The 19,178-nt window shown below is 74.6% G+C and carries 12 protein-coding genes and 1 pseudogene; 9 read left to right on the top strand and 4 right to left on the bottom strand.

The annotated features are described in order from the left end of the window. The first annotated feature begins 51 nt into the window (after positions 1-51). The 3 genes and pseudogenes from AC1Z4A_RS31360 to AC1Z4A_RS31350 form a co-directional block, all read left to right on the top strand. A complete protein-coding gene (locus AC1Z4A_RS31360; RefSeq protein ID WP_483683266.1) occupies positions 52-4,137 on the top strand; it encodes a Pls/PosA family non-ribosomal peptide synthetase in 4,086 nt (1,361 codons plus the stop codon). After that, on the top strand, positions 4,134-5,543 hold the full coding sequence (locus AC1Z4A_RS31355) for an aspartate aminotransferase family protein (RefSeq protein ID WP_483683265.1): 1,410 nt from the start codon (positions 4,134-4,136) through the stop codon (positions 5,541-5,543). The genes AC1Z4A_RS31360 and AC1Z4A_RS31355 overlap by 4 nt, the downstream gene beginning before the upstream one ends. Positions 5,544-5,588: 45 nt before the next feature. Continuing rightward, positions 5,589-6,839 (top strand): annotated as a pseudogene (locus AC1Z4A_RS31350) (aspartate kinase); the annotation flags it as partial. A gap of 380 nt (positions 6,840-7,219) precedes the next feature. Here AC1Z4A_RS31350 and AC1Z4A_RS31345 read toward each other — a convergent pair. Further along, positions 7,220-8,113 carry a LysR family transcriptional regulator gene (locus AC1Z4A_RS31345; protein ID WP_483683264.1) on the bottom strand — a complete coding sequence of 298 codons (894 nt, stop codon included), beginning with the start codon at positions 8,111-8,113 and terminating at the stop codon, positions 7,220-7,222. Positions 8,114-8,201: 88 nt separating this feature from the next. On the opposite strand from AC1Z4A_RS31345, the gene AC1Z4A_RS31340 reads away from it, so the two are divergent. The 3 genes from AC1Z4A_RS31340 to AC1Z4A_RS31330 all read left to right on the top strand — a co-directional run bounded on the left by AC1Z4A_RS31340 (position 8,202) and on the right by AC1Z4A_RS31330 (position 10,809). Beyond that, on the top strand, positions 8,202-9,404 hold the full coding sequence (locus AC1Z4A_RS31340) for a flavin-dependent oxidoreductase (RefSeq protein ID WP_483683263.1): 1,203 nt from the start codon (positions 8,202-8,204) through the stop codon (positions 9,402-9,404). 45 nt (positions 9,405-9,449) lie between these two features. Next, positions 9,450-10,127, top strand: coding sequence for an alpha/beta fold hydrolase (locus tag AC1Z4A_RS31335; RefSeq protein ID WP_483683262.1), 678 nt, complete (start codon positions 9,450-9,452; stop codon positions 10,125-10,127). A 157-nt stretch (positions 10,128-10,284) separates the two neighbouring features. Next, complete coding sequence (locus tag AC1Z4A_RS31330) at positions 10,285-10,809, top strand: DinB family protein (RefSeq protein WP_483683261.1); 525 nt, start codon at positions 10,285-10,287, stop codon at positions 10,807-10,809. Here the strand turns inward: AC1Z4A_RS31330 and AC1Z4A_RS31325 are convergent. From AC1Z4A_RS31325 to AC1Z4A_RS31315, 3 genes are read right to left on the bottom strand one after another with little or no spacing between them, the layout of a single operon-like run. After that, positions 10,769-11,635: an ABC transporter permease gene (locus AC1Z4A_RS31325; protein ID WP_483683260.1), complete on the bottom strand. Its 867-nt coding sequence runs from the start codon at positions 11,633-11,635 to the stop codon at positions 10,769-10,771. The two genes, AC1Z4A_RS31330 and AC1Z4A_RS31325, sit on opposite strands and share 41 nt — an antisense overlap. After that, entirely contained in the window at positions 11,595-12,452 is an 858-nt protein-coding gene (locus AC1Z4A_RS31320) for an ABC transporter ATP-binding protein (RefSeq protein WP_483683259.1), read from the bottom strand. Before AC1Z4A_RS31320 ends, AC1Z4A_RS31325 begins: the two co-directional genes overlap by 41 nt. Then, positions 12,449-12,907: a MarR family winged helix-turn-helix transcriptional regulator gene (locus tag AC1Z4A_RS31315; protein WP_483683258.1), complete on the bottom strand. Its 459-nt coding sequence runs from the start codon at positions 12,905-12,907 to the stop codon at positions 12,449-12,451. Before AC1Z4A_RS31315 ends, AC1Z4A_RS31320 begins: the two co-directional genes overlap by 4 nt. Positions 12,908-13,200: 293 nt before the next feature. On the opposite strand from AC1Z4A_RS31315, the gene AC1Z4A_RS31310 reads away from it, so the two are divergent. Genes AC1Z4A_RS31310 through AC1Z4A_RS31300 form a run of 3 tightly spaced genes read left to right on the top strand, consistent with a single transcriptional unit; the run spans position 13,201 to position 19,164 of the window. After that, positions 13,201-14,472, top strand: a complete 1,272-nt coding sequence (locus AC1Z4A_RS31310; RefSeq protein ID WP_483683257.1) for an MFS transporter — start codon at positions 13,201-13,203, stop codon at positions 14,470-14,472. 54 nt (positions 14,473-14,526) lie between these two features. Further along, on the top strand, positions 14,527-15,942 hold the full coding sequence (locus tag AC1Z4A_RS31305; RefSeq protein ID WP_483683256.1) for a condensation domain-containing protein: 1,416 nt from the start codon (positions 14,527-14,529) through the stop codon (positions 15,940-15,942). A gap of 57 nt (positions 15,943-15,999) precedes the next feature. Beyond that, a complete protein-coding gene (locus tag AC1Z4A_RS31300) occupies positions 16,000-19,164 on the top strand; it encodes a non-ribosomal peptide synthetase (RefSeq protein ID WP_483683255.1) in 3,165 nt (1,054 codons plus the stop codon). The last annotated feature ends 14 nt before the right edge of the window (positions 19,165-19,178 follow it).

Raw genomic sequence — 19,178 nt, 5'->3', positions numbered from 1 at the left:
GATTTGCATGGCGGCCGCATCCCGGCGCCGCCGGCCACGCAGGAGGAGGTCATGACAGGGTTCACAGCGCTCACCGGAGGCGCGCCGCCGGAGGCCGACCAGGAGGACCGGCCCCGGGCGTCGGCCGGCGCCCCCGAGTGCGCGCACACCCTGGCCGAGCAATTCGAGCGCGCGTGTGACCGCGGCCCGTCCCGTACCGCCGTGGTCTGCGAGGAGCAGCAGATCGGCTACGCGGAGCTGGACCGCCGGGCCAACCGGCTCGCGCACCTGCTCAGGGAGCGCGGCGCCACGGCGGGGGCGCGCGTCGGCATCCTGCTCGACCGTTCCGTGCACACCTATGTGGCCCTGCTCGGGGTGATCAAGGCCGGAGCGGCCTACGTCCCGCTGGACCCGTCCTTCCCCGGCGACCGGCTGGCCTTCATCGCGGCCGACGCCGGCCTCTGCGACCTGGTGACGGCCTCGCCGCTGCGCGACCGGACCCGTGACCTGCCCTGCCGGGTGCTGGAACTCGACCTGGCCGCCGACCGGCTCGCCGCCCAGCCGGACGCCAGACCGGCCGTCGGCATCGAGCCCTCCTCGCTGTGCTACATCATCTACACCTCCGGCACCACGGGCCGCCCCAAGGGAGTGGCCGTATCGCACGCGAGCATCGCCAACTTCCTGCGGGTGGCCGCCCCGGTCTACCGGGTGACCGCCGAGGACCGGGTCTACCAGGGCCTGTCCATCGCCTTCGACTTCGCCGTCGAGGAGATCTGGCCGACGTGGCTGGCGGGCGCGACCCTGGTCGCAGGGCCGGGCGAGGGCAGGCGCGCCGGCCGCGAACTCGCCGACTTCCTCGTCGAGCACCGGATCACCGTGCTGTGCTGCGTGCCCACCCTGCTCACCACCCTCGAGGCGGACGTCCCCCGGCTGCGCAGCCTGCTGGTCAGCGGGGAGGCCTGCCCGCCCGACCTGGTCCGCCGCTGGTCGCGCCCGGGACGGCGGATGCTCAACGCCTACGGCCCCACGGAGACGACCGTCACCGCCACCTGCGGCGAACTCGCCCCGCACCGGCCGGTCACGATCGGCACCCCCCTGCCCAGCTACCGCGTCTACATCCTGGACGGCGAACTGCGCACGCTCGCAGCGGGAGAGAGCGGCGAGATCTGCATCGGCGGCCCCGGCGTCGCCATCGGCTACGTCAACCGCCCCGACCTCACCGCGGAGCGCTTCGTGCCCAACCCGGTGGCCCGGGACCGCGCCGACTGCCCGCGCGTCTACCGCACGGGCGACCGCGGCCGGGTGACCCCCACCGGGGAGATCGAGTACCTGGGCCGGATGGACACCCAGGTCAAGATCCGCGGCTATCGCATCGAACTCGCGGAGATCGAGGAGGTGCTGCGCGAGGACGAGGCGGTCGAGAACGCGGTCGTCACCCCGCTGGAGCGGGACGGCATCGCCCAGGACCTGGTCGGCTACGTCACGCTCGGCGAGCGGTCCGCGCCAGTGGCCGAGGACGAGCTGCGCGAGCGTCTCCGCTCGTCCCTGCAGCGCAGGCTGCCCGCCTACATGATCCCGGCGTTCGTGGAAGTCCTCCCCGAGTTCCCGCTGCTGACGGCCGACAAGGTGGACCGGGCCGCGCTGCCCGCCCCGGCCTCGCCGCCGCTCGCCCGCCGCACGGCACGGCACGTCGCGCCGGACACGCCGCTGGAGCGGCGGCTGGCGGCGCTGTGGCAGGACGTCCTCGGCGGCGAGGCGGTGTCGGTGGAGGACGACTTCTTCTGCGACCTGGGCGGCCACTCCATGACCGCCGCCCGCCTGGTGTCCCGCCTGCGGCAGGACCCCGCACTGCGGGAGGTCGCCATGGCGGACCTCTACGCCCATCCCACCGTGCGCGGCCTCGCCGCCTTCGTCGAGGACGCAGGCACCCGTGCCGCACCCGCCGGGGAGGACCGGCCGGGCGGCGCCCCCGCCGGGCCCGCTCCCGTGCGCCACTCCACCGCGCGCGTGCTGGCCTGCGGGGTGCTCCAGCTCGCCGGGGTCTACGCATGGCTGCTGCTGCCCGCCGCGGCGGCGGTCGTGCTGCTGTACCAGCTGTTCGACAGCGTGCACATCCCGGTGCGGCCACCCGTGGCGGGCAGCGCCCTGGACGTCCTCGTCCACCTGCCGCTGCCGCTGTTCCTGCTGACGGAGGCGGGCTGGCTGGTGGTGAGCCTGCTGGTGCTGCCGCTGCTCGGCTGCCGGTTGCTGATGGCCGGCGTGCGCCCGGGCCGCTACCCCCTGTGGGGCGTCACCTACCTGCGGTTCTGGCTGCACGGCAAGGTGCTGGCCATGACGCCGCTGGGCATGCTGGTCGGCTCGCCGCTGCTGCTGCCCTGTCTGCGGCTGCTGGGCGCCCGCATCGGCCCGCACTGCCACCTGTCGGGGCTCTTCGCCCCGCCCTCGCTGGTGGAGATCGGTGCGGGCACCAGCATCGGCTACGGCGCCCGGATCCAGCCCTACGTCGTGGAGGGCGGCCGCCTGCGGCTGGCCCCCGTCCGCATCGGGTCGGACTGCTTCGTCGGCGCCAACAGCGTGCTGCTGCCCGGGGCCGTGCTCGGCGACCGGGCCACCGTGGGCGAGCAGTCGCTCGTGCCCGAGGACCGGACCGTGCCCGCCGACGAGCACTGGGCGGGCTCCCCCGCCGCGCACCAGGACGTCCGCCCGCCCCTGCTGGAGGCCCTGGCCGCCCAGGGCGACGACCGCCCCTGGACGGTCCGGGTCCTGGCCGGATACGCCGCGGGCGCACTGGTGTTCATGCTCGTGCCGCTGCTGGTCGTCCTCGCCGCAGCGCTGTTCGTCGGCTACACGGCCTGGCGGTACGGCTTCGCCTGGGCAGTCGCGTCCGTGGCCGCGAGCGGGCCCCTGACCGTCCTGTTCACCTGCGCCGCCGTCCTCGCCGTCAAGCGGACCGTGCTGCCGTCCGCCCGGTCCGGGATCCACCCGGAGCGCAGTGGCTTCGGGGTCCGCAAGTGGATCAGCGACGGCATGATGACGATGAGCCTGACGCTCACCCACGCGCTGTACTCCACGCTCTACCTCGTGCCGTTCCTGCGCCGGCTGGGCGCGCGCACCGGGCGCTGGTCGGAGGTGGCCACCGTCAGCTTCGTCGACCCCGACATGCTCGTCGTCGGCGAGCAGAGTTTCCTGGCGGACGTCTGCGTGGTGGGGCCTGCCGTCTTCCACCGCGGCCGGATCGCCCTGGCACCGGCGGAGGTCGGGCGCCGCAGCTTCGTCGGCAACGGGGCGCTGGTGCCGGGCTCCTGCCGGCTGGGGGACAACAGCCTCCTGGGAGTCCACTCGGTGGCCCCGACCCGGCCGGTCGACCCCGAGACGACGTGGCTGGGCTCCCCGGCCATCTTCCTGCCCCGCCGCGAGGCGAGCCGGAACTTCCCCGCCAAGCTGACCTACAGCCCCACCCGGGGGCTGATCGCGGCCCGCCTGGCGATCGAGTACTTCCGGGTGACCCTGCCCGCGACGGTCGGCGCCCTGTCCGCCCTGGGCGCGCTGTACGTCACCCTGCGCCTGGCCACGGCCTTCTCCCCGCCGGCGCTCCTCCTGCTCGGCCCGGCGCTGCTGCTCGGCGCGGGGTTCGCCTCCACGATCGTCACGGTGGCCGTCAAGTGGCTGGTCGTCGGGCGGTACCGGCCGCGGGTGGAGCCCCTGTGGAGCATCTGGGTGCGGCGCACCGAGCTGGTCACCGGCCTGTACGAGAACCTCGTGGTGCCGGCCCTGATGGCCCTGCTGACGGGCACGCCCTGGGCGCCCGTGATGCTGCGGCTGTTCGGCGCACACATCGGGCGGCGGGTGTGGTGGAACACCACGTACCTCACCGAGTTCGACCTGGTCGAGGTGGGCGACGACGCGGCCGTCGGCGAGTTCACCTCCCTGCAGACCCATCTCTTCGAGGACCGGGTGATGAAGATGTCCCACGTCACCGTAGGAGCCGCCGCATCGGTCGGCATGCGCTCCGTCGTCCTCTACGACGCCCGGGTGGGCCCCGGCGCCTCGCTGGACGCGCTGTCCCTCGTCATGAAGGGCGAGCGCCTGCCCGACGGAACCCGCTGGCGGGGCATTCCGGCCCAGCCCAGCCGTCACCACTCCGGAGGCACGACATGACTTCTCCCGACCTGCCCGGTCCGTTCACGGGCCCGCACGTCAGCGGCGACCTGCCCGGTCCCCGCTCGGCCGAACTCCTCGCGCGCCAGGAGCGCCGGGAGTCGAGTGCCCGTACCTACCCCCGGCACCTGCCCATCGCCCTCGCCGAGGGCTGCGGAAGCTTCGTGCGCGATGTCGACGGCAACGTCTTCATCGACTTCCTCGGCGGTGCCGGCGTGCTGTCGCTGGGCCACAACCACCCGGAGATCGTACGGAGCGTGACCGGCCAGCTCGGGCAGCTCGCCCACGGCCTGGACTTCCCCACCCCCGCCAAGGACGCGTTCACCGAGGCGCAGCTGTCCATGCTCGCCCCGGGGCTGCGCGAGCGGATGAAGGTGCACTTCTGCGGGCCCACGGGGGCCAACGCCGTCGAGGCCGCCGTCAAGCTGTGCAAGATCGCGACGGGCCGCGGCGACGTCATTTCCTTCCAGGGGGCCTTCCACGGCAGCACCCATGCAGCGATGGCCCTGAGCGGGCTGGTGTCGGCGAAGGAGCCGGTGCGCAACACCATGCCGGGCGTCCACTTCTTCCCGTACTGCTCCTGCGCCCGGTGTCCCGTCGGTCCGGCGCCCGACACATGCGCCACCGACTGTGCGGGCTTCCTGGAGCGGGCACTGACCGACGGCAACAGCGGGATCCCGCGCCCCGCCGCGGTGCTCATGGAACTGGTGCAGGGCGAGGGCGGCGTCGTGCCCGCGCGCACGGAGTTCGTGCAGCGCGTGCGGGCCGTGACCCGGTCCCTCGGCATTCCGCTGATCGTCGACGAGGTGCAGACGGGCTGCGGGCGCACCGGAACGTGGTTCGCGTTCGAGCAGTACGGCATCGAGCCGGACGTCATCGTGGCGTCCAAGGCGCTGAGCGGAATCGGCATGCCGGTCGCGATCGTCCTCTACGACGCGGCACTCGACCGGTGGGAGCCCGGTGCGCACATCGGTACGTTCCGGGGCAACCAACTGGCGTTCGCCGCGGGTGTGGAGGCGATCCGCATCATCCGGCGGGACGACGTGCTGGGGAACGTGCGGCGGCGCGGCGACCAGATCGCGGACCGGCTCGGCGAACTGATCGCCAACCCCTGGGTCCGCGAGGTGCGCGGCCGCGGCCTGATGTGGGGCATCGAGATGGCGGAGCCGGCCGACGGGCGGCCCGCGACCGCCGTCGCCGCCGCGATCCAGCACCACGCGCTGCAGCACGGGCTCATCGTCGAGCGCGGCGGCCGGGACGACGCGGTCGTCCGGGTGCTGCCGCCCCTGAACGTCACCTCCGAAGTCGTGGACACGGCCTGCTCGATCCTCGTGGAGTCCGTGTCCGCGTGCAGTCCACGACTGTCCGTCCACTCCGGCCGGTCCCGATCCGGCCGAACACCGTGACCGGCTGCCCCGACCGCGGGGCGGCCGCCGGGGAGGCACCACCCGATGGCTCTCATCGTCCAGAAGTACGGCGGCTCCTCGGTGCAGAGCACCGAGCGGATCAAGCTCGTCGCCGAGCGCATCGTCGCGGCCCACGACGACGGCCACGATGTCGTGGTGGTGGTGTCCGCCATGGGCGACACCACCGATGAACTGCTCCTGCTGGCCCAGGAGCTGGCCCCGATCCCGTCCCCCCGCGAACTGGACATGCTGCTGACCGCGGGCGAGCAGGTCTCCAACGCGCTGACCGCGATGGCGATCCACGCGCTGGGAGCCGATGCCTGCTCCTTCTCGGGGCCGCAGGCCGGTGTGCTCACGACCCCGGCGCACGGCGGCGCCCAGATCGTCGGCGTCGAGCCGGACCGGGTCCGGCAGGCGCTCGACCGCGGCACGATCGCGCTGGTCGCGGGCTTTCAGGGGCTCAGCCGGGAGACCGAGGAGGTCACCACCCTGGGCCGCGGCGGGTCCGACACCACGGCCATCGCCCTGGCCGCGGCGCTCAAGGCCGACGCGTGCGAGATCTACACCGACGTGGACGGCGTCTACACCGCGGACCCCAGGATCGTGCCGGAGGCCCGGCCGCTGCCGCACCTGACCTACGAGGCCATGCAGGAGATGGCCGCGGGCGGAGCGAAGGTCCTGGCGCTGCGCAGCGTGGAGTACGCCCGCCGGTACGGCGTGACCGTACACGTCCGCTCCTCCTACGACGACCGTCCCGGCACGGTCGTGTCGGCCGAGGCCGAGAGCCCCGCGGAGCGCACGGCGATCACCGGGGTGGCCCACGACCCGTCCAACGCGCGGATCACCGTGACCTCGGTGCCGGATCCGCCGGGGGCCACCGCGAAGATCTTCCGGGTCCTGGCCGACGCCCGCGCCCGGATCGACATGGCCGTGCCGCAGGCCGTCGCGGCGCCGAACGGGCGGCGCGGCGACGTCTCGCTGGTCCTGCCGAAGAGCGACGCCCCGGCGGCGCTCGCCGCCCTGCGGGCGCACCGCGCCGAGGTCGGGTACGAGCAGCTGTCCTGCGAGGACCGCATCGGCAAGGTGTCGCTGATCGGGTGCGGCATGCGGGCGCGGGCGGAGGTGATCGCGACGTTCTGCGAGACCCTGGCCGCGGCGGACGTGGACTTCGGGCACGTCTCGGCGTCGGACACCCGGATCTCGGCGCTGTGCCCGGCCGACCGGCTCCCGCAGGCCATCCGCGCCGTGCACCGGGCGTTCGCCCTCGGCGCGGACGAAGCGGCGGCGGACGAAGCGGCGGCGGACGCGGTGCGGACGGACCTGCAGGTGGTCGCCCGGGCCGGGGTGTTGTCCCCGGCGCGGGCAGGAGCCGTTCCCCTGGTGGCCCCGGACCTGTTCGCCGGCAGCCGGGCGGCCGAGCCGCTGCCGTGCAGATGCGGCAGACCGTCGTCCGGACCGGACGCGGCTTAGGGGCCCTAGGCCCTGTCGTCAAAATAGCGCCGTCCGCCCGGAGGGCGGGCCCCGCGGCGTCTGGTGCGTGCGATCGCAAGGCGGAGGGAGGAGAGCGCAGCGGGCTGCGCCGACGACCGACAACGCGGCGTGGGGGCACCTCCCAGCGGTAGCTGGGGGAGTGCGTGCCAGACGCCGCGGGGCAGGCGGGATTTTGACGACAGGGCCTAGGCCCGCGGCGCGCCCGAGCGGAGCGTCCGCCGGGCGCGGGCGACCAGGGCGCGCCCGGCCGGGCTGCCCGGTCCGTCGGCCCGCCAGGCGAAGACCAGGCGTCCGCGCAGCGCGGGCGGGTCGATCCCGACGGTGTGCAGGTCCGCCCGGGACCGGGCGAACGCGCCGGGGAGGATCGCCGTGCCCAGGCCGCGCGCGGCGAGCTGGGCGAGCACGCCGGGGTCGCTGGCCTCGAAGGCGATCCGTGGCGCGAAGCCGGCGGCCGAGCACGCCTCGTCGAGCCGGGCGCGCAGCCCCGTGCCGAGGGGGAGGCTGATCAGTGCCCGGTCGCGGAGGGCGGTGAGCGGGACGACCTGGTGGGCGGCGAGTTCGTGGCCGTGGTCGACCGCGGCCACGATCGGCTGGTCGTCGACCACCGTCACGTCGAGCCCCGCAGGGTTCTCGCTGCCCACGCTGACGACGGCCGCGTCGAGGCGTCCCGTGCGCAGGCCCTCCAGGAGCCGGTCGGTGGTGTCCTCGGACAGGGTGATCTCGACCGCCGGGTACTCGGCGTGGAACTCGGCCAGGAGCCCCGGCAGGTCGACGGTGTGCGAGGTGACGGTGCCGACGGCGACCCGGCCGCGCACGAGACCGGTCAGCTCGTCGACCGTCAGCCGCACCCCTTCCACCGCGGCGAGCGCGGCCCGCGCGTAGGGCAGGACGGCCGCGCCCACCTCGGTCAGCCGCACGGAGCGCCCGGAGCGGTCCAGCAGTTCCTGGCCGAGTTCGCGCTCCAGGCGGCGGATCTGTGCGCTGACCCCGGGCTGGGCCACCCGCACCTTCTCGGCGGCCCGGGTGAAGTTCCGCTCCTCGGCGACGGTCACGAAGTACTCGAGCTGACGCAGTTCCATAACTGCTGATTCTAGCCACCAGACGTACTATCTCTTGGACTTATGACTCCCGCTGCCACAGAGTGGAGGCAGACGAAGGGAGTTGCACATGACCGTGCTCATCGCCGGGGCGGGGATCGGCGGGCTCACCGCGGCACTGAGCCTGCACGCCGCGGGAATCGACACGCTGGTGGTGGAGAGCGCCCGGGAGATCCGGCCGCTGGGTGTGGGGATCAACCTGCTGCCGCACGCCGTGCGCGAGCTGACCGAACTCGGCCTCGGGGACGGCCTGGCCGCCCTCGGCGTGGCCACGGCGGAGATTGTCTACTACGACCGGCACGGCAGGCGGATCTTCGCCGAGCCGCGCGGGGAGGCCCAGGGCTACCGCTGGCCGCAGTACTCGATCCACCGCGGGGAACTCCAGAGGCTGCTCCTCGCCACGGTCCGGGAGCGGCTGGGGGCGGACGCGGTCCGCACCGGGATCCGGCTGGAGGGCTTCGGCACCACGGGCTCCGGGGCGGCCGCCACGGTCCGCGCCCGCCTCCTCGACCGGGAGTCCGGCGCCGTCGAGGAGCTGGACGCGCGGGCGCTCGTCGGCGCGGACGGGCTGCACTCGACGGTCCGCACCCGGCTGCACCCGGACGGCGGCCCGCTGCTGTGGTCGGGCGTCCGGATGTGGCGGGGCGTGACGGAGGCCGGGCCGTTCCTCACCGGCCGCTCGATGGTGATCGTCCGCGACGGGGACACGGAACTCATCGCGTATCCGATCGGCCGGAACCGCATCAACTGGGTGTGCCAGGTGCGGGTGTCCGAGCCGCAGCCGCTCACCGAGGACGCGGGCTGGAACCGCACCGGCCGGCTGGCGGACGTGCTGCCGCACTACCGTGACTGGGACCTCGGCTGGCTCGACGTGCCGGGCCTGCTGACGGGCAGCGACGGGATCCTCGAGTACCCGATGGTAGACCGGGACCCGCTGCCGGCCTGGGGAAGCGGCCTCGTGACCCTGCTCGGGGACGCCGCGCACCCGATGTACCCGGTGGGCGCCAACGGCGCGTCCCAGGCCGTCGTCGACGCCCGCGTCCTCGCGTACGAACTCGCGAACGCGACGGGCGTACGGGCCGGCCTGGCCCGCTACGAGCGCAGACGCCGGAGCGCGACCGAGGCCGTCGTGCTCGCCAACCGCACCATGCTCCGGGCGGGCGGTCACACGCCGCACGACCTCGCGCACATCACCGACACCTACCGCAGCACCACGGGCAGCGACGTGGACGTGCTCAACTCACGCTCCTCGCTGACCAGCTCGCCACGCTGACCCGTATAAAGATCCGTCACCACCCACAGCCCCAAGGAGAAGCGCATGACCACGTACGTCCTCATCCCCGGTGCCTGCCACGGCGCATGGGCCTTCGAGCCGCTCGCCCGCGAGCTGCGGCAGCACGGCCACGAGGCCCACGCCCTCACCCTGACCGGCGTCGGGGACCGGAAGCACCTGCTCACCGCCTCGGTCAATCTCGACACCCACATCGACGACCTGGTGAACTTCCTGGAGGACGGGCAGATCACCGACGCCGTACTGATCGGGCACAGCTACGGCGGCATGGTGATCACCGGGGCCGCGGACCGCGTGCCGGGGCGCGTGCAGGGCCTGGTCTACGTCGACGCCTTCGTGCCGGAGGACGGGGACTCCTGCTGGACCCTCACCGACGACGCCCAGCGGCAGTGGTACCTCGGCTCCGCCCACGCCACCGGCTACGCCACCGAGCCGCTGCCCTTCTTCGACCCCCGGGCCACGGCGCACCCGCTGGCCTCCTTCCTCCAGGCGATCCGCCTGGAGGGCGGGCTGGACCGGTTCCCGCACAAGGCCTACGCCTACGCGACCGACTGGAACGGGGCGGAGTCCCCGTTCGGGCCCACCTACGCGCGGCTGCTCGACGACCCGGCGTGGCACGTGCACGCCCTGGAGTCCAAGCACAACGTGATGCGGGACGCGCCCGAGGAGCTGCTGAAGATCGCCCTCGGCGCGGCAGCCGCATAGCACTCCGGCCACGCTCGAACACCGCCCCGAACTTGCTCACTCTCCTGAGTGTTTGCCGGACGCCGGGGGCAACCCCGGCGTGATCCTTCCTGCTGTCCATGAACGAGCCGCAGCAGACCGGAAAGCGAGCAGACCCTTGGGAGAGCCCCCTGTCAGCGTGACCGACTGCGCCGCCGCACAGCTCGTGCAGGTGGGAGAAATCGTCGGCGTGCTCACCGACGCGCAGTACGTGCACCGGGCCGACGGAGCCAGCAGCATCGCCTGCCACGTGCGCCACTGCGTGGACCACTACACCGCCATTCTCGCCGGGGTCCGCAGCGGCACGGTCGACTACGACCGGCGGGTGCGGGGCGGGGTGCTGGAGACGGACCGGGGTGCCGCGCTCGCCCGGCTGGCGGAGCTGCGGGCACGGGTGCGCGCCGTCGCACCCCAGGCCCTCGGCCGGTCCGTGGAGGTGCTCAGCGTCGTGGACCCGGCCGGCACGGTCGCCCGGACGCGCTCCACCGTGGGCCGGGAGCTGCTGTTCGTCTCCCACCACGCCGTGCACCACGTCGCGGTGCTGGTGCCCCTGGCCCGGGCGCTGGGCGTTCGGGTGCCCGCGGAGTTCGGCGTCGCGGCCGCGACGCTCGCCGGGCTGCGGGTCAGCGGGCCAGGCGCCCCAGCAGCGACGCAGCGGCGATGATGCCCAGGAGCGCGGCGAGCACGATCACCGCGAAGTCCGTGCCGAACTGGGCGGGGGTGCCGATGAGCAGGCCGCGCAGGGCGTCCACCTGGTAGCTGAGCGGGTTCGCCTTGCTGACGGCCTGGAGCCAGCCGGGCATGACGGCCACCGGGTAGAGCGCGTTGGAGCCGAAGAACAGCGGCATGGTGAGGGCCTGTCCGACGCCCATCAGGCGGTCGCGGGTCAGCACGATCCCGGCGATCGTCATCGACAGGCACGCGAAGAAGGCCGAGCCGAGCAGCACGACCACCACGACGCCCAGCAGCCGCAGGGGGTTCCAGGTGAGGGCGACGCCCAGCAGCGCGGCGATCACCACCACGACCACGGCCTGGAGCACGGCCTTCACCCCGGCCGCGAACGCCTTGCCGGTCACCAGCGCGGTCCGGGGCGTCGGCGTGACCAGCAGCTTGGTGAGCACGCCGGAGTCCCGCTCCCAGATGATCATGATGCCGTAGAAGATGGCGATGAACATGGCCGACTGGGCGATGATCCCCGGGGCGAGGTAGTCGAGGTAGGGCACGCTTCCGGTGGGGATGGCGCGGATCCGGTTGAAGGTCTCGCCGAAGATCAGCAGCCACAGGGCGGGCTGGACGGCACGGGTGTACAGCTCGGTGCGGTCGTGCCGCAGCTTCTGCAGCTCGACCGCGCACATCGCGGCCACCCGGGCGGGCACCACCCGCCAGCCGCTGCGGGCCGGCGGCGGGGTCAGGAGCAGCGCGAACCGCTGCTCGGGGCGGGCCGCGGCCTCAGCCGACGCGGGATGCGGTGCGGCGGGTACGGCGGACATCACGGAACTCCCCTCGCTGCTCGTCGGTGCCGGGGCCGTCCAGGCCGCTGCCGGCGACGTCCCGGAACACGTCCTCCAGGGACGGGGCCGGCAGCTCTGCGGCACCGGACTCCCGGCGCCGGGCCGTCAGTTCGTCCTTGAGCGCCGTGGGGGTGCCGACCGCGCGGATCCTCCCCCGGTGCATCAGGGCCAGCCGGTCGCAGCGCCGGTCCGCCTCCTCCATGGAGTGCGTGGTCACCAGCACCGTCATCCCGGTGCCGGCGCGGATCTCGGTGATGCGCTCCCACACGCCGCTCCGCGCGATCGGGTCGAGGCCGATGGTCGGCTCGTCCAGGACCAGCAGCCGGGGCGCACTGACCAGGGCCTGGGCCAGTTCCAGCAGGCGCACCATGCCGCCCGAGTACGTGCCGGCGAGCCGGGCCGCGGCACCGGCGAGGCCGACCGCGTCCAGCGCCTGCTCCACCCGCTCGGCGCGCTCCCGGCGCGGCACGTCGAAGACCCGGGCGAAGAGGGCGACGTTCTCCCGGCCGGTCAGGTTCGCGTCGGCGGACAGCTGCTGCGGCACATAGCCGAGGAGACGCCGCACCGCCATCTTCTGCCGGGCGGCGTCGTGCCCGAAGACCTCGATCACTCCGGGCGGTACGGGCAGCAGCGTGGTGATCGCGCGCAGGGTGGTGGTCTTGCCCGCGCCGTTGGGTCCCAGGAGGCCGAGGACCTCACCGGGCTCGACGCGCAGGTCCAGTCCGTCGACCGCCCTGGTGCCGCCGAAGGCGTAGTGCAGGTCCGTGCAGCTGACCGCCGCGGGAGTCGTGGTCATGGCACCTCCCCGGTCTCGCGGAGTGCGTCGGCGAACCTGCGCAGCGCCGGGAGCGCCGCGGCCAGGGCGACCCGGTCCTCGGCCGCGAGGGCCGTCAGACGGTCGTGGAAGAGCACGTCGCGCCGCGCGTCCCAGTCGCGCAGCCGCTCCGTGCAGGCGGGTGTCGGATACAGTGCCGCGACGCGCCTGTCCTCCGGGTCGGTGTCGCGGCGCAGGAGCCCCGCGTCGACCAGTTGGTTCACCAGTGTGCTGACCGAGTTGGCGGCCAGGCACAGGTCCTGGGCGGCGGCCGAGACTCCGAGGCCCGGCCGGTCCGCGACCAGGCGCAGCAGCTCGGCCTGGGCGCCCCGCAGGCGCGGGGCGGGCAGGCTGCGCCAGAGCCTTCGCCGGGCCAGACGCTCTATGCCCACCAGGACTGCGGCGAACTCGTCGGCGAAGCCATGGCCTGCGGCCATATCGTCAGTTTAGCTCTGCGTAAGAGCCTTCGGCGGGGCGCAAAGAAGGGTAACGCTGCGCACAGAGTTGAACACGCAACGCCGACTATCGGACATTCCTGCCACCGGCCCCGTCCGCAGGCGCCGATTACCCCGCCCGCCCGCACCGCAGATCACACGCGATGCGGCCGAATTACCGGACAGCAACCGGCCCTTCCGTCGCATGACAACGGCTGTCCGCATAACGAACACAGCTGACCGAAAATATCGGTCATTTTTGACTCAGCACCCCACCTTCCCCAAATGTCTGTCAAATGTTGTCAACGAAGCCCGGCGACGGCGGCAGCGTCTTACGAAACCTCGACTTCCGGATGCTGCTGGCCGGCGCCTCGGTGAGCCAGGTCGGCGCCCAAGTGACCGTGGTGGCCCTGCCCTTGGTGGCCGTGGTCGCGCTCGACGCCTCGCCGATGCAGGCGGGGCTGCTCACCGCGGCCCAGACCGCGGCCTTCCTGCTGGTCGGCCTCCCGGCCGGGGCCTGGGTGGACCGGATGCGCCGGCTGCCGGTGCTCGTCCGGGCCGACGTCGTACGGGCCGTGGCGATGGCGAGCCTCCCGCTCGCCGCCTGGGCCGGAACGCTGACCATGGCCCAGCTCTACGCGGTCGCCCTCGTCAACGGCGTGGCCACCGTGTTCTTCGACATCGCGCACCAGAGCTACCTGCCGACGCTCCTCCCCCGCGCACAGCTGGTCGCGGGCAACGGAGCGCTGGAGACGGCGCGTTCGTCCGCACAGGTGGCGGGCCCGGGGCTGGGCGGCGCCCTGGTCCAGCTGCTCGGGGCGCCCTCCGCCCTGCTGGCCGACGCGCTCGGCTATCTGCTGTCCGCCGTCTTCCTGCGCGGCATCCGCGCCCGTGAGACGCGGCCCGGGCCCGCGCCGGGCGTGTCCCTGCGCGCCCAGGTCGCCGAGGGGCTCGCGTTCGTCTTCCGCCACCCGTTTCTCCGCATGATCGCCTGCGCCACCGCGGTGGCGAACCTCTTCAACGCGATGCTCGTGGCCGTCCAGACGGTGTTCCTGGTCCGCGTGCTGGAGCTGCCGCCGGGCGCCATGGGGCTGATGATGTCCGCCGCGGCCGTCGGCGCCCTGGCCGGGGCGCTGTGCGCGGGCGCGCTCGCGCGGACCGTCGGCCAGGCCAGGGTCATCTGGCTGGCGCCGGTCGTCACCGGGCCGTTCGCCCTGCTGTGGCCGCTGGCCGGGCACGGGGCCTCCGCGGGCTGGTTCGCCCTGGCCTCCGCGGTCGTGGACTTCGGCGCCGTCGTCTACAACGTCGCCCAGGTCAGCTTCCGGCAGATGCTCTGCCCCGACGAGCTGCTCGGCCGGATGAACGCCACCCTGCGCTTCGTGGTCTGGGGCACGATGCCCCTCGGCGCCCTGGCCGGCGGTGCCATCGCCGGGGCGGCGGGGCCACGCGCCGCCGTCTGGGTGTGCGCGGCGGGAATCCTCCTGGTCCCCGTGCCCCTCCTGCTCTCCCCGCTGCGGCGGCTGCGCGACCTGCCGAGACCGCCCGCCGCCACCGTGGCCGGCGGCTGAGCCGGGGCCCTCGCCACCCGGGCCCGGCCTCCGGTCCGCCGCGACCGCCCGGCGGTGCCCGCACCCGATCCCTCCCACCGAGCGGTCGGCCGCCACGTGCCGCACGGCGGCACCCACGTCACCCCGACCCCGTCCCACGAGCCATCGCGCCCGCACGGCGCGCGGGAGGTCATCGTGCAGTCCAGCAGCATCACTTCGTCCTACCTCGCCCGCTACGAGCGCATCGCCGCAGAGGCCGGCCCGTCCGGCAGCACACTGCTGCCCGTCACCGGGGCGCAGCGGCGGTTCCTGCTCGCACAGCGGCTGGACCCCGCCGGGCAGGCCGTCCTCGTCCCCCTGCTCTTCGTCTTCCCCGCCGGGGCCGTCGACCCGGACCGGCTGCGCGGGGCCGCCGGTCACCTGGCCGCCCTGCACCCGGCGCTGCGGGCCCGGACGTCCGTACGGCGGGGCGTGCCGCTCCAGCTCGTCGGCGCTCCCGGTGCCCGGGTGGAGCGGGTGCGGCCGCGCCCCGGGGAGCGGGCCGCCGGCGCGCTGCGCCGGGCCCTGGCGGAGTGGCCGGAGGAGGGGCCGCCACTGCGGCTCTTCCTCGCCGCCGACGGTCCGGAGCACGAGGTCCTCGCCGTGGTCCTGGACCACACGGCCTGTGACGAGCAGTCACTGGGCATCGTCACGGCGGGCCTCGCCGACGCCTACCGCGACCGCCTCGGGCCGCAGGACGTGCCGGAGCGCCGCGCCGCCGAGCAGCTCGCCGCCCACCGGGAGGCCGTGCGCCTCCAACTCGCCGCCGAGGAGCGGGCGTCGCGGCCGGCCTCCCTCGCCTACTGGGCCGGGCGGCTCGCGGGGCTCCGGCCGCCCGCCCCGTCCCTGCCCCGTACCGGCGCGACGGGTACGGGCGACGCGCTGCACCGGCTGCCCCTGAGGGCCGACGACCGGGCCGCGGCCTTCCCCGTGCTGCTCGGCGCCTGTGTCGCCGCGGCCCGGGCGCTCCACGGCCCGGAGCACGTCCCGGCCCTGGGATACCCGTGGGGCGGGCGGCCCGCCGAGGCGGCGCCGGTGCCGGGCTGCTTCCTCAACACCGTCGTCCACCCGGCCGACGGCCTCGACCCTGCCGAGCGGACCGCGGCCTGGTGGGACGACCTCGACCACGCCGACGCCCCCTTCGACGAGGTGGTCCACGCGGCCCGGGGCGCCGGAGTGCCCTGGTCCGGGCGGCTGGACGGGCTGCTCTCCTTCGAGGACCTGCGGCGCCGCCCGCCGCTGCGGCTCGGCGACGCCACCGGGCGCGAGACCCACCTCGACGGCCGTCCGCTCCAGGCCCCGTTCGCGGTGTCCGTCGCCTACGGCACCGACCTGCTCGTCCGCATGGCCTGGGACCGGACGGCCGTGCCGGACCACCTCGCCGAGGACGCCTTCACCACGCTTCTCGACACCCTGCGCACCGGAACGGCGACACCCGAGCCGGCCGGCTGAGCGCACCGGGCCCTCCGGGCCCGCCGGACCACGACCTGCCTACCGGAAAGGTTGACCATGTTCGGACTCTCCGCATCCCAGGAGATCGTCTGGCTGCACGAGCAGCTGCTGCCCGGCAGCCGTGCCTACACCTTCACCGCCGCCATGGACCTGCGCGGCGCCCTCGACGAGGAGGCCCTGCGGGCCGGGCTGGCCACCGCCCTCGACCGGCACCCCGGGCTGCGCCTGGAACTCGTCGACTCCCCCGGCTCCCTGCCGCTCCAGCGGGTGCGCGAGCGGTGCGCACCCCGGCTGCGCACCGTCGACCTCGCCTCGGAGGCCGATCCCGAGGCCGCGTACGCCCGGCTGCTGCGCGCCGAGGCGGAGACGCCCCTCGACGTCCACGAGGCGCCGCTGCTGCGCTGGTGCCTGGTCCGCCTCGGCGCCGGGCACCACCGGATCGTCCACGTCGAGCACCACCTCGTGCACGACGGCCGCTCCTTCGCGGTCCTGCTCCACGACGTGTTCGCCGCCTACCGGGCGCGCGTGCTCGGCGAGCCGCTCGCGCTGCCCGCGGTCCGCTCGTACGAGGAACACGTCGAGGAACACGCCGCCGACGGCGGCCCCGGGCGCAGGGCCCGGCGGGAGGCGAGCCTGGCGTACTGGCGGCGCGAGCTGGGCGACGCCTCGTTCGACCTGCCGCTGCCGGGGCTCGCCCGGCCCGGGGCCCGGCGCCGGCACGCCGGGGCCCAGCTGCGCCAGGCCCTCGACGCCGACCTCGCCGAACGGCTGCGCGCGGTCTCCCGCGAGCGGGGGCACACCCCGTTCTCCACGCTGCTGGGCCTCTTCGCGGAGCTGCTGCGGCGCCACAGCGGGCGCACCGACCTGGTCGTCGGGACCGCCGTCGGCAACCGGCCCAAGGGCTTCGAGAGGGCAGCGGGCATGTTCGTCAACACCATCCCGGTGCGCCTGCGCCTGGATCCGGAGGCCGCTGCCGAGGAGACGGTGGACGACGTCACCGACGGCCTCGTCCGCGCGCTGCCGCACCAGGACGTCCCCGTGCAGGTGCTGACCCGGGAGCTGGGCCTGCACACCTCGGGTGCGGACAACCCGCTGTTCAGCGTGATGTTCAGCGCCCATGACGCGGTCCTGCCGGAGATCGATGTGCCGGGCCTGGAGGTGTCGCTGTACGAGGGGTTCAACACCGGCACGACCCGCTTCGACCTCGACCTGGTGCTCATTCCGGACGACCGCCGCACGGTCGGCCCGCGCCGGGGCGCCGCGGGCATGACCCTGGTCTGGGACTACGACCGGGACCTGTTCGACGAGGACACCGCCCGCCTGCTGTCCGAGCGCTTCCTCGGCCTCGTACGGGCCTACCTGCACGCACCGGCCACGCCGCTGGCGGCGCTCGCCCCGCAGCCTCCGCAGCCGGCGCCGGACGGCGGGCCGGAGGCGGTGCGGCCCGGCGACGTGCTCGACCCGGCCGCGCGGGGCGACGCCGGACGCCTCGCCCTGACCGACGGCGACGTGGAGATCAGCTACGGCGAACTCGACTGCATGGTCGCCGAGTTGGCCGATCGGCTGCGCGCGGCGGGCGTGACGGAGGGTCAGCCGGTGGCGGCCGTGCTGCCCCGCGGCGTGCCCGGCGTGGTGACGCTGCTCGCCTGCCTGCGCACGGGTGCGGTGTACTGCCCGCTGTCGGCCGACGATCCGGCGGGGCGGCTGGAGGCGCTGCTGCACCGGCTGCGCCCCGCGCTGGTCCTGGCCGACCGGGAGAGCGCGCCCGCCCTGCCCGTCGAAGGGCCGCCGGTCGGTCTGGTCGACGCGGGCGGGGACTTCCCCGCCGCGCAGCCCGCCGAGCGTCTGGAGGGCGCTGCCTACGTCATCCACACCTCGGGTTCCACGGGGCTGCCGAAGGCCGTCGTCGTCGGCCGGGCGGCGCTGGCGCATCATGCGACGGCCGTGGCCGGGCGGTTCGCGCTGGGCCCGCGGGACAGGGTGCTGCTCTTCGCCCGGCCGTCGTTCGACGTGGCGCTGGAGGAGGTGCTGCCGTCGCTGCTGGCCGGTGCCTGCCTGGTCGTGCCGCGGCTGGAGGTGCCCACGGGGGCGGAGCTGGTCGCCGAGCTGGCCGGCGGGCGGGTCACCGTGGCCAATCTGCCGACGAGTTATCTCCTCGCGGTGCGCGGGGAGCTGTGCGCGGCGCTCGCGGACGGGCGGTGGGCGCCGCGGCTCCTGGTGGCCGGCGGGGAGCGGCTGCCCGCCGCGGCGCTCCGCGAGCTGCTGGCCGTCACGGACGCCACCGTGCTGAACGCCTACGGGGTGACCGAGGCGACGATCACGTCGACGGTCCACGAGGTGACGCGCGGCACGGGGGCGGGCGACGCGGACGCCGAGGTCCCGCTGGGCGTTCCGCTGCCGGGGGTGGCGGTCCACGTCCTCGACACCGGGCTGCGCCCCCTGCCCGACGGAGCCGTCGGCGAACTGGCCGTCGCGGGCCCGGGACTCGCCCGCGGCTACCTCGGCGGCGGCGAGGCGGCCGCGGCCGGCGCCGCCCGGTTCGTCACCGTCCCGGCACTCGGCGGCGAGCGCGTCTGCCTCACGGGCGACCTGGGCTACCGGAACCGCGACGGGCTGCTGTGCTTCCTCGGCCGCCGGGACAACCAGGTCAAGCTGCGCGGCCACCGCATCGAGCCGGAGGAGATCGAGGCCGCGGCCTCCGCCGAACTCGGCGGGCGTTCGTGCGCCGTCGTCCTCGACCGTGACGCGGCCGGCGAGCCGCGGCTGACCGGCTTCCTGGACGGCGGGGCCGAGCCGGACCGGACGGCCCTGCACAAGGCGCTGTCCGAACGGCTGCCCGCCGCGCTGGTACCCGCGCGCTGGATGCGGCTGGAGCACATGCCGCTGCTGCCCGGCGGCAAGCCGGACCGCAGGGCACTGGCCCGCATCGCCGCCGGGCACGCGGGCGAGGAGTCCGACGGCCGCGCGGAGGCGGGCGGTGCCGGGACCGCGGATCCGGTCGTCGCGCTGGTGAGCGAGGGCTGGCGGGAGGTCCTGGGGCACGACCGCTTCTCTTCCTCGTCCCACTTCTTCCGGGTCGGCGGGCACTCCCTGCTGGCCGCCCAGCTGGCCGCGTGGCTGGAGCCGCGGCTCGGCGGCCGCCCGCCGCTGCGGGTGCTCTTCCGGCATCCGGTCCTCGCCGAGCAGGCCCGCGCCCTCTCGAACTCCCTTCCCACGTCCTGACGTTCACGAACAGA

The organism is Streptomyces sp. 17_S59 (genome assembly GCF_056930295.1).
This window is presented reverse-complemented; position numbering and strand designations above follow the sequence as displayed.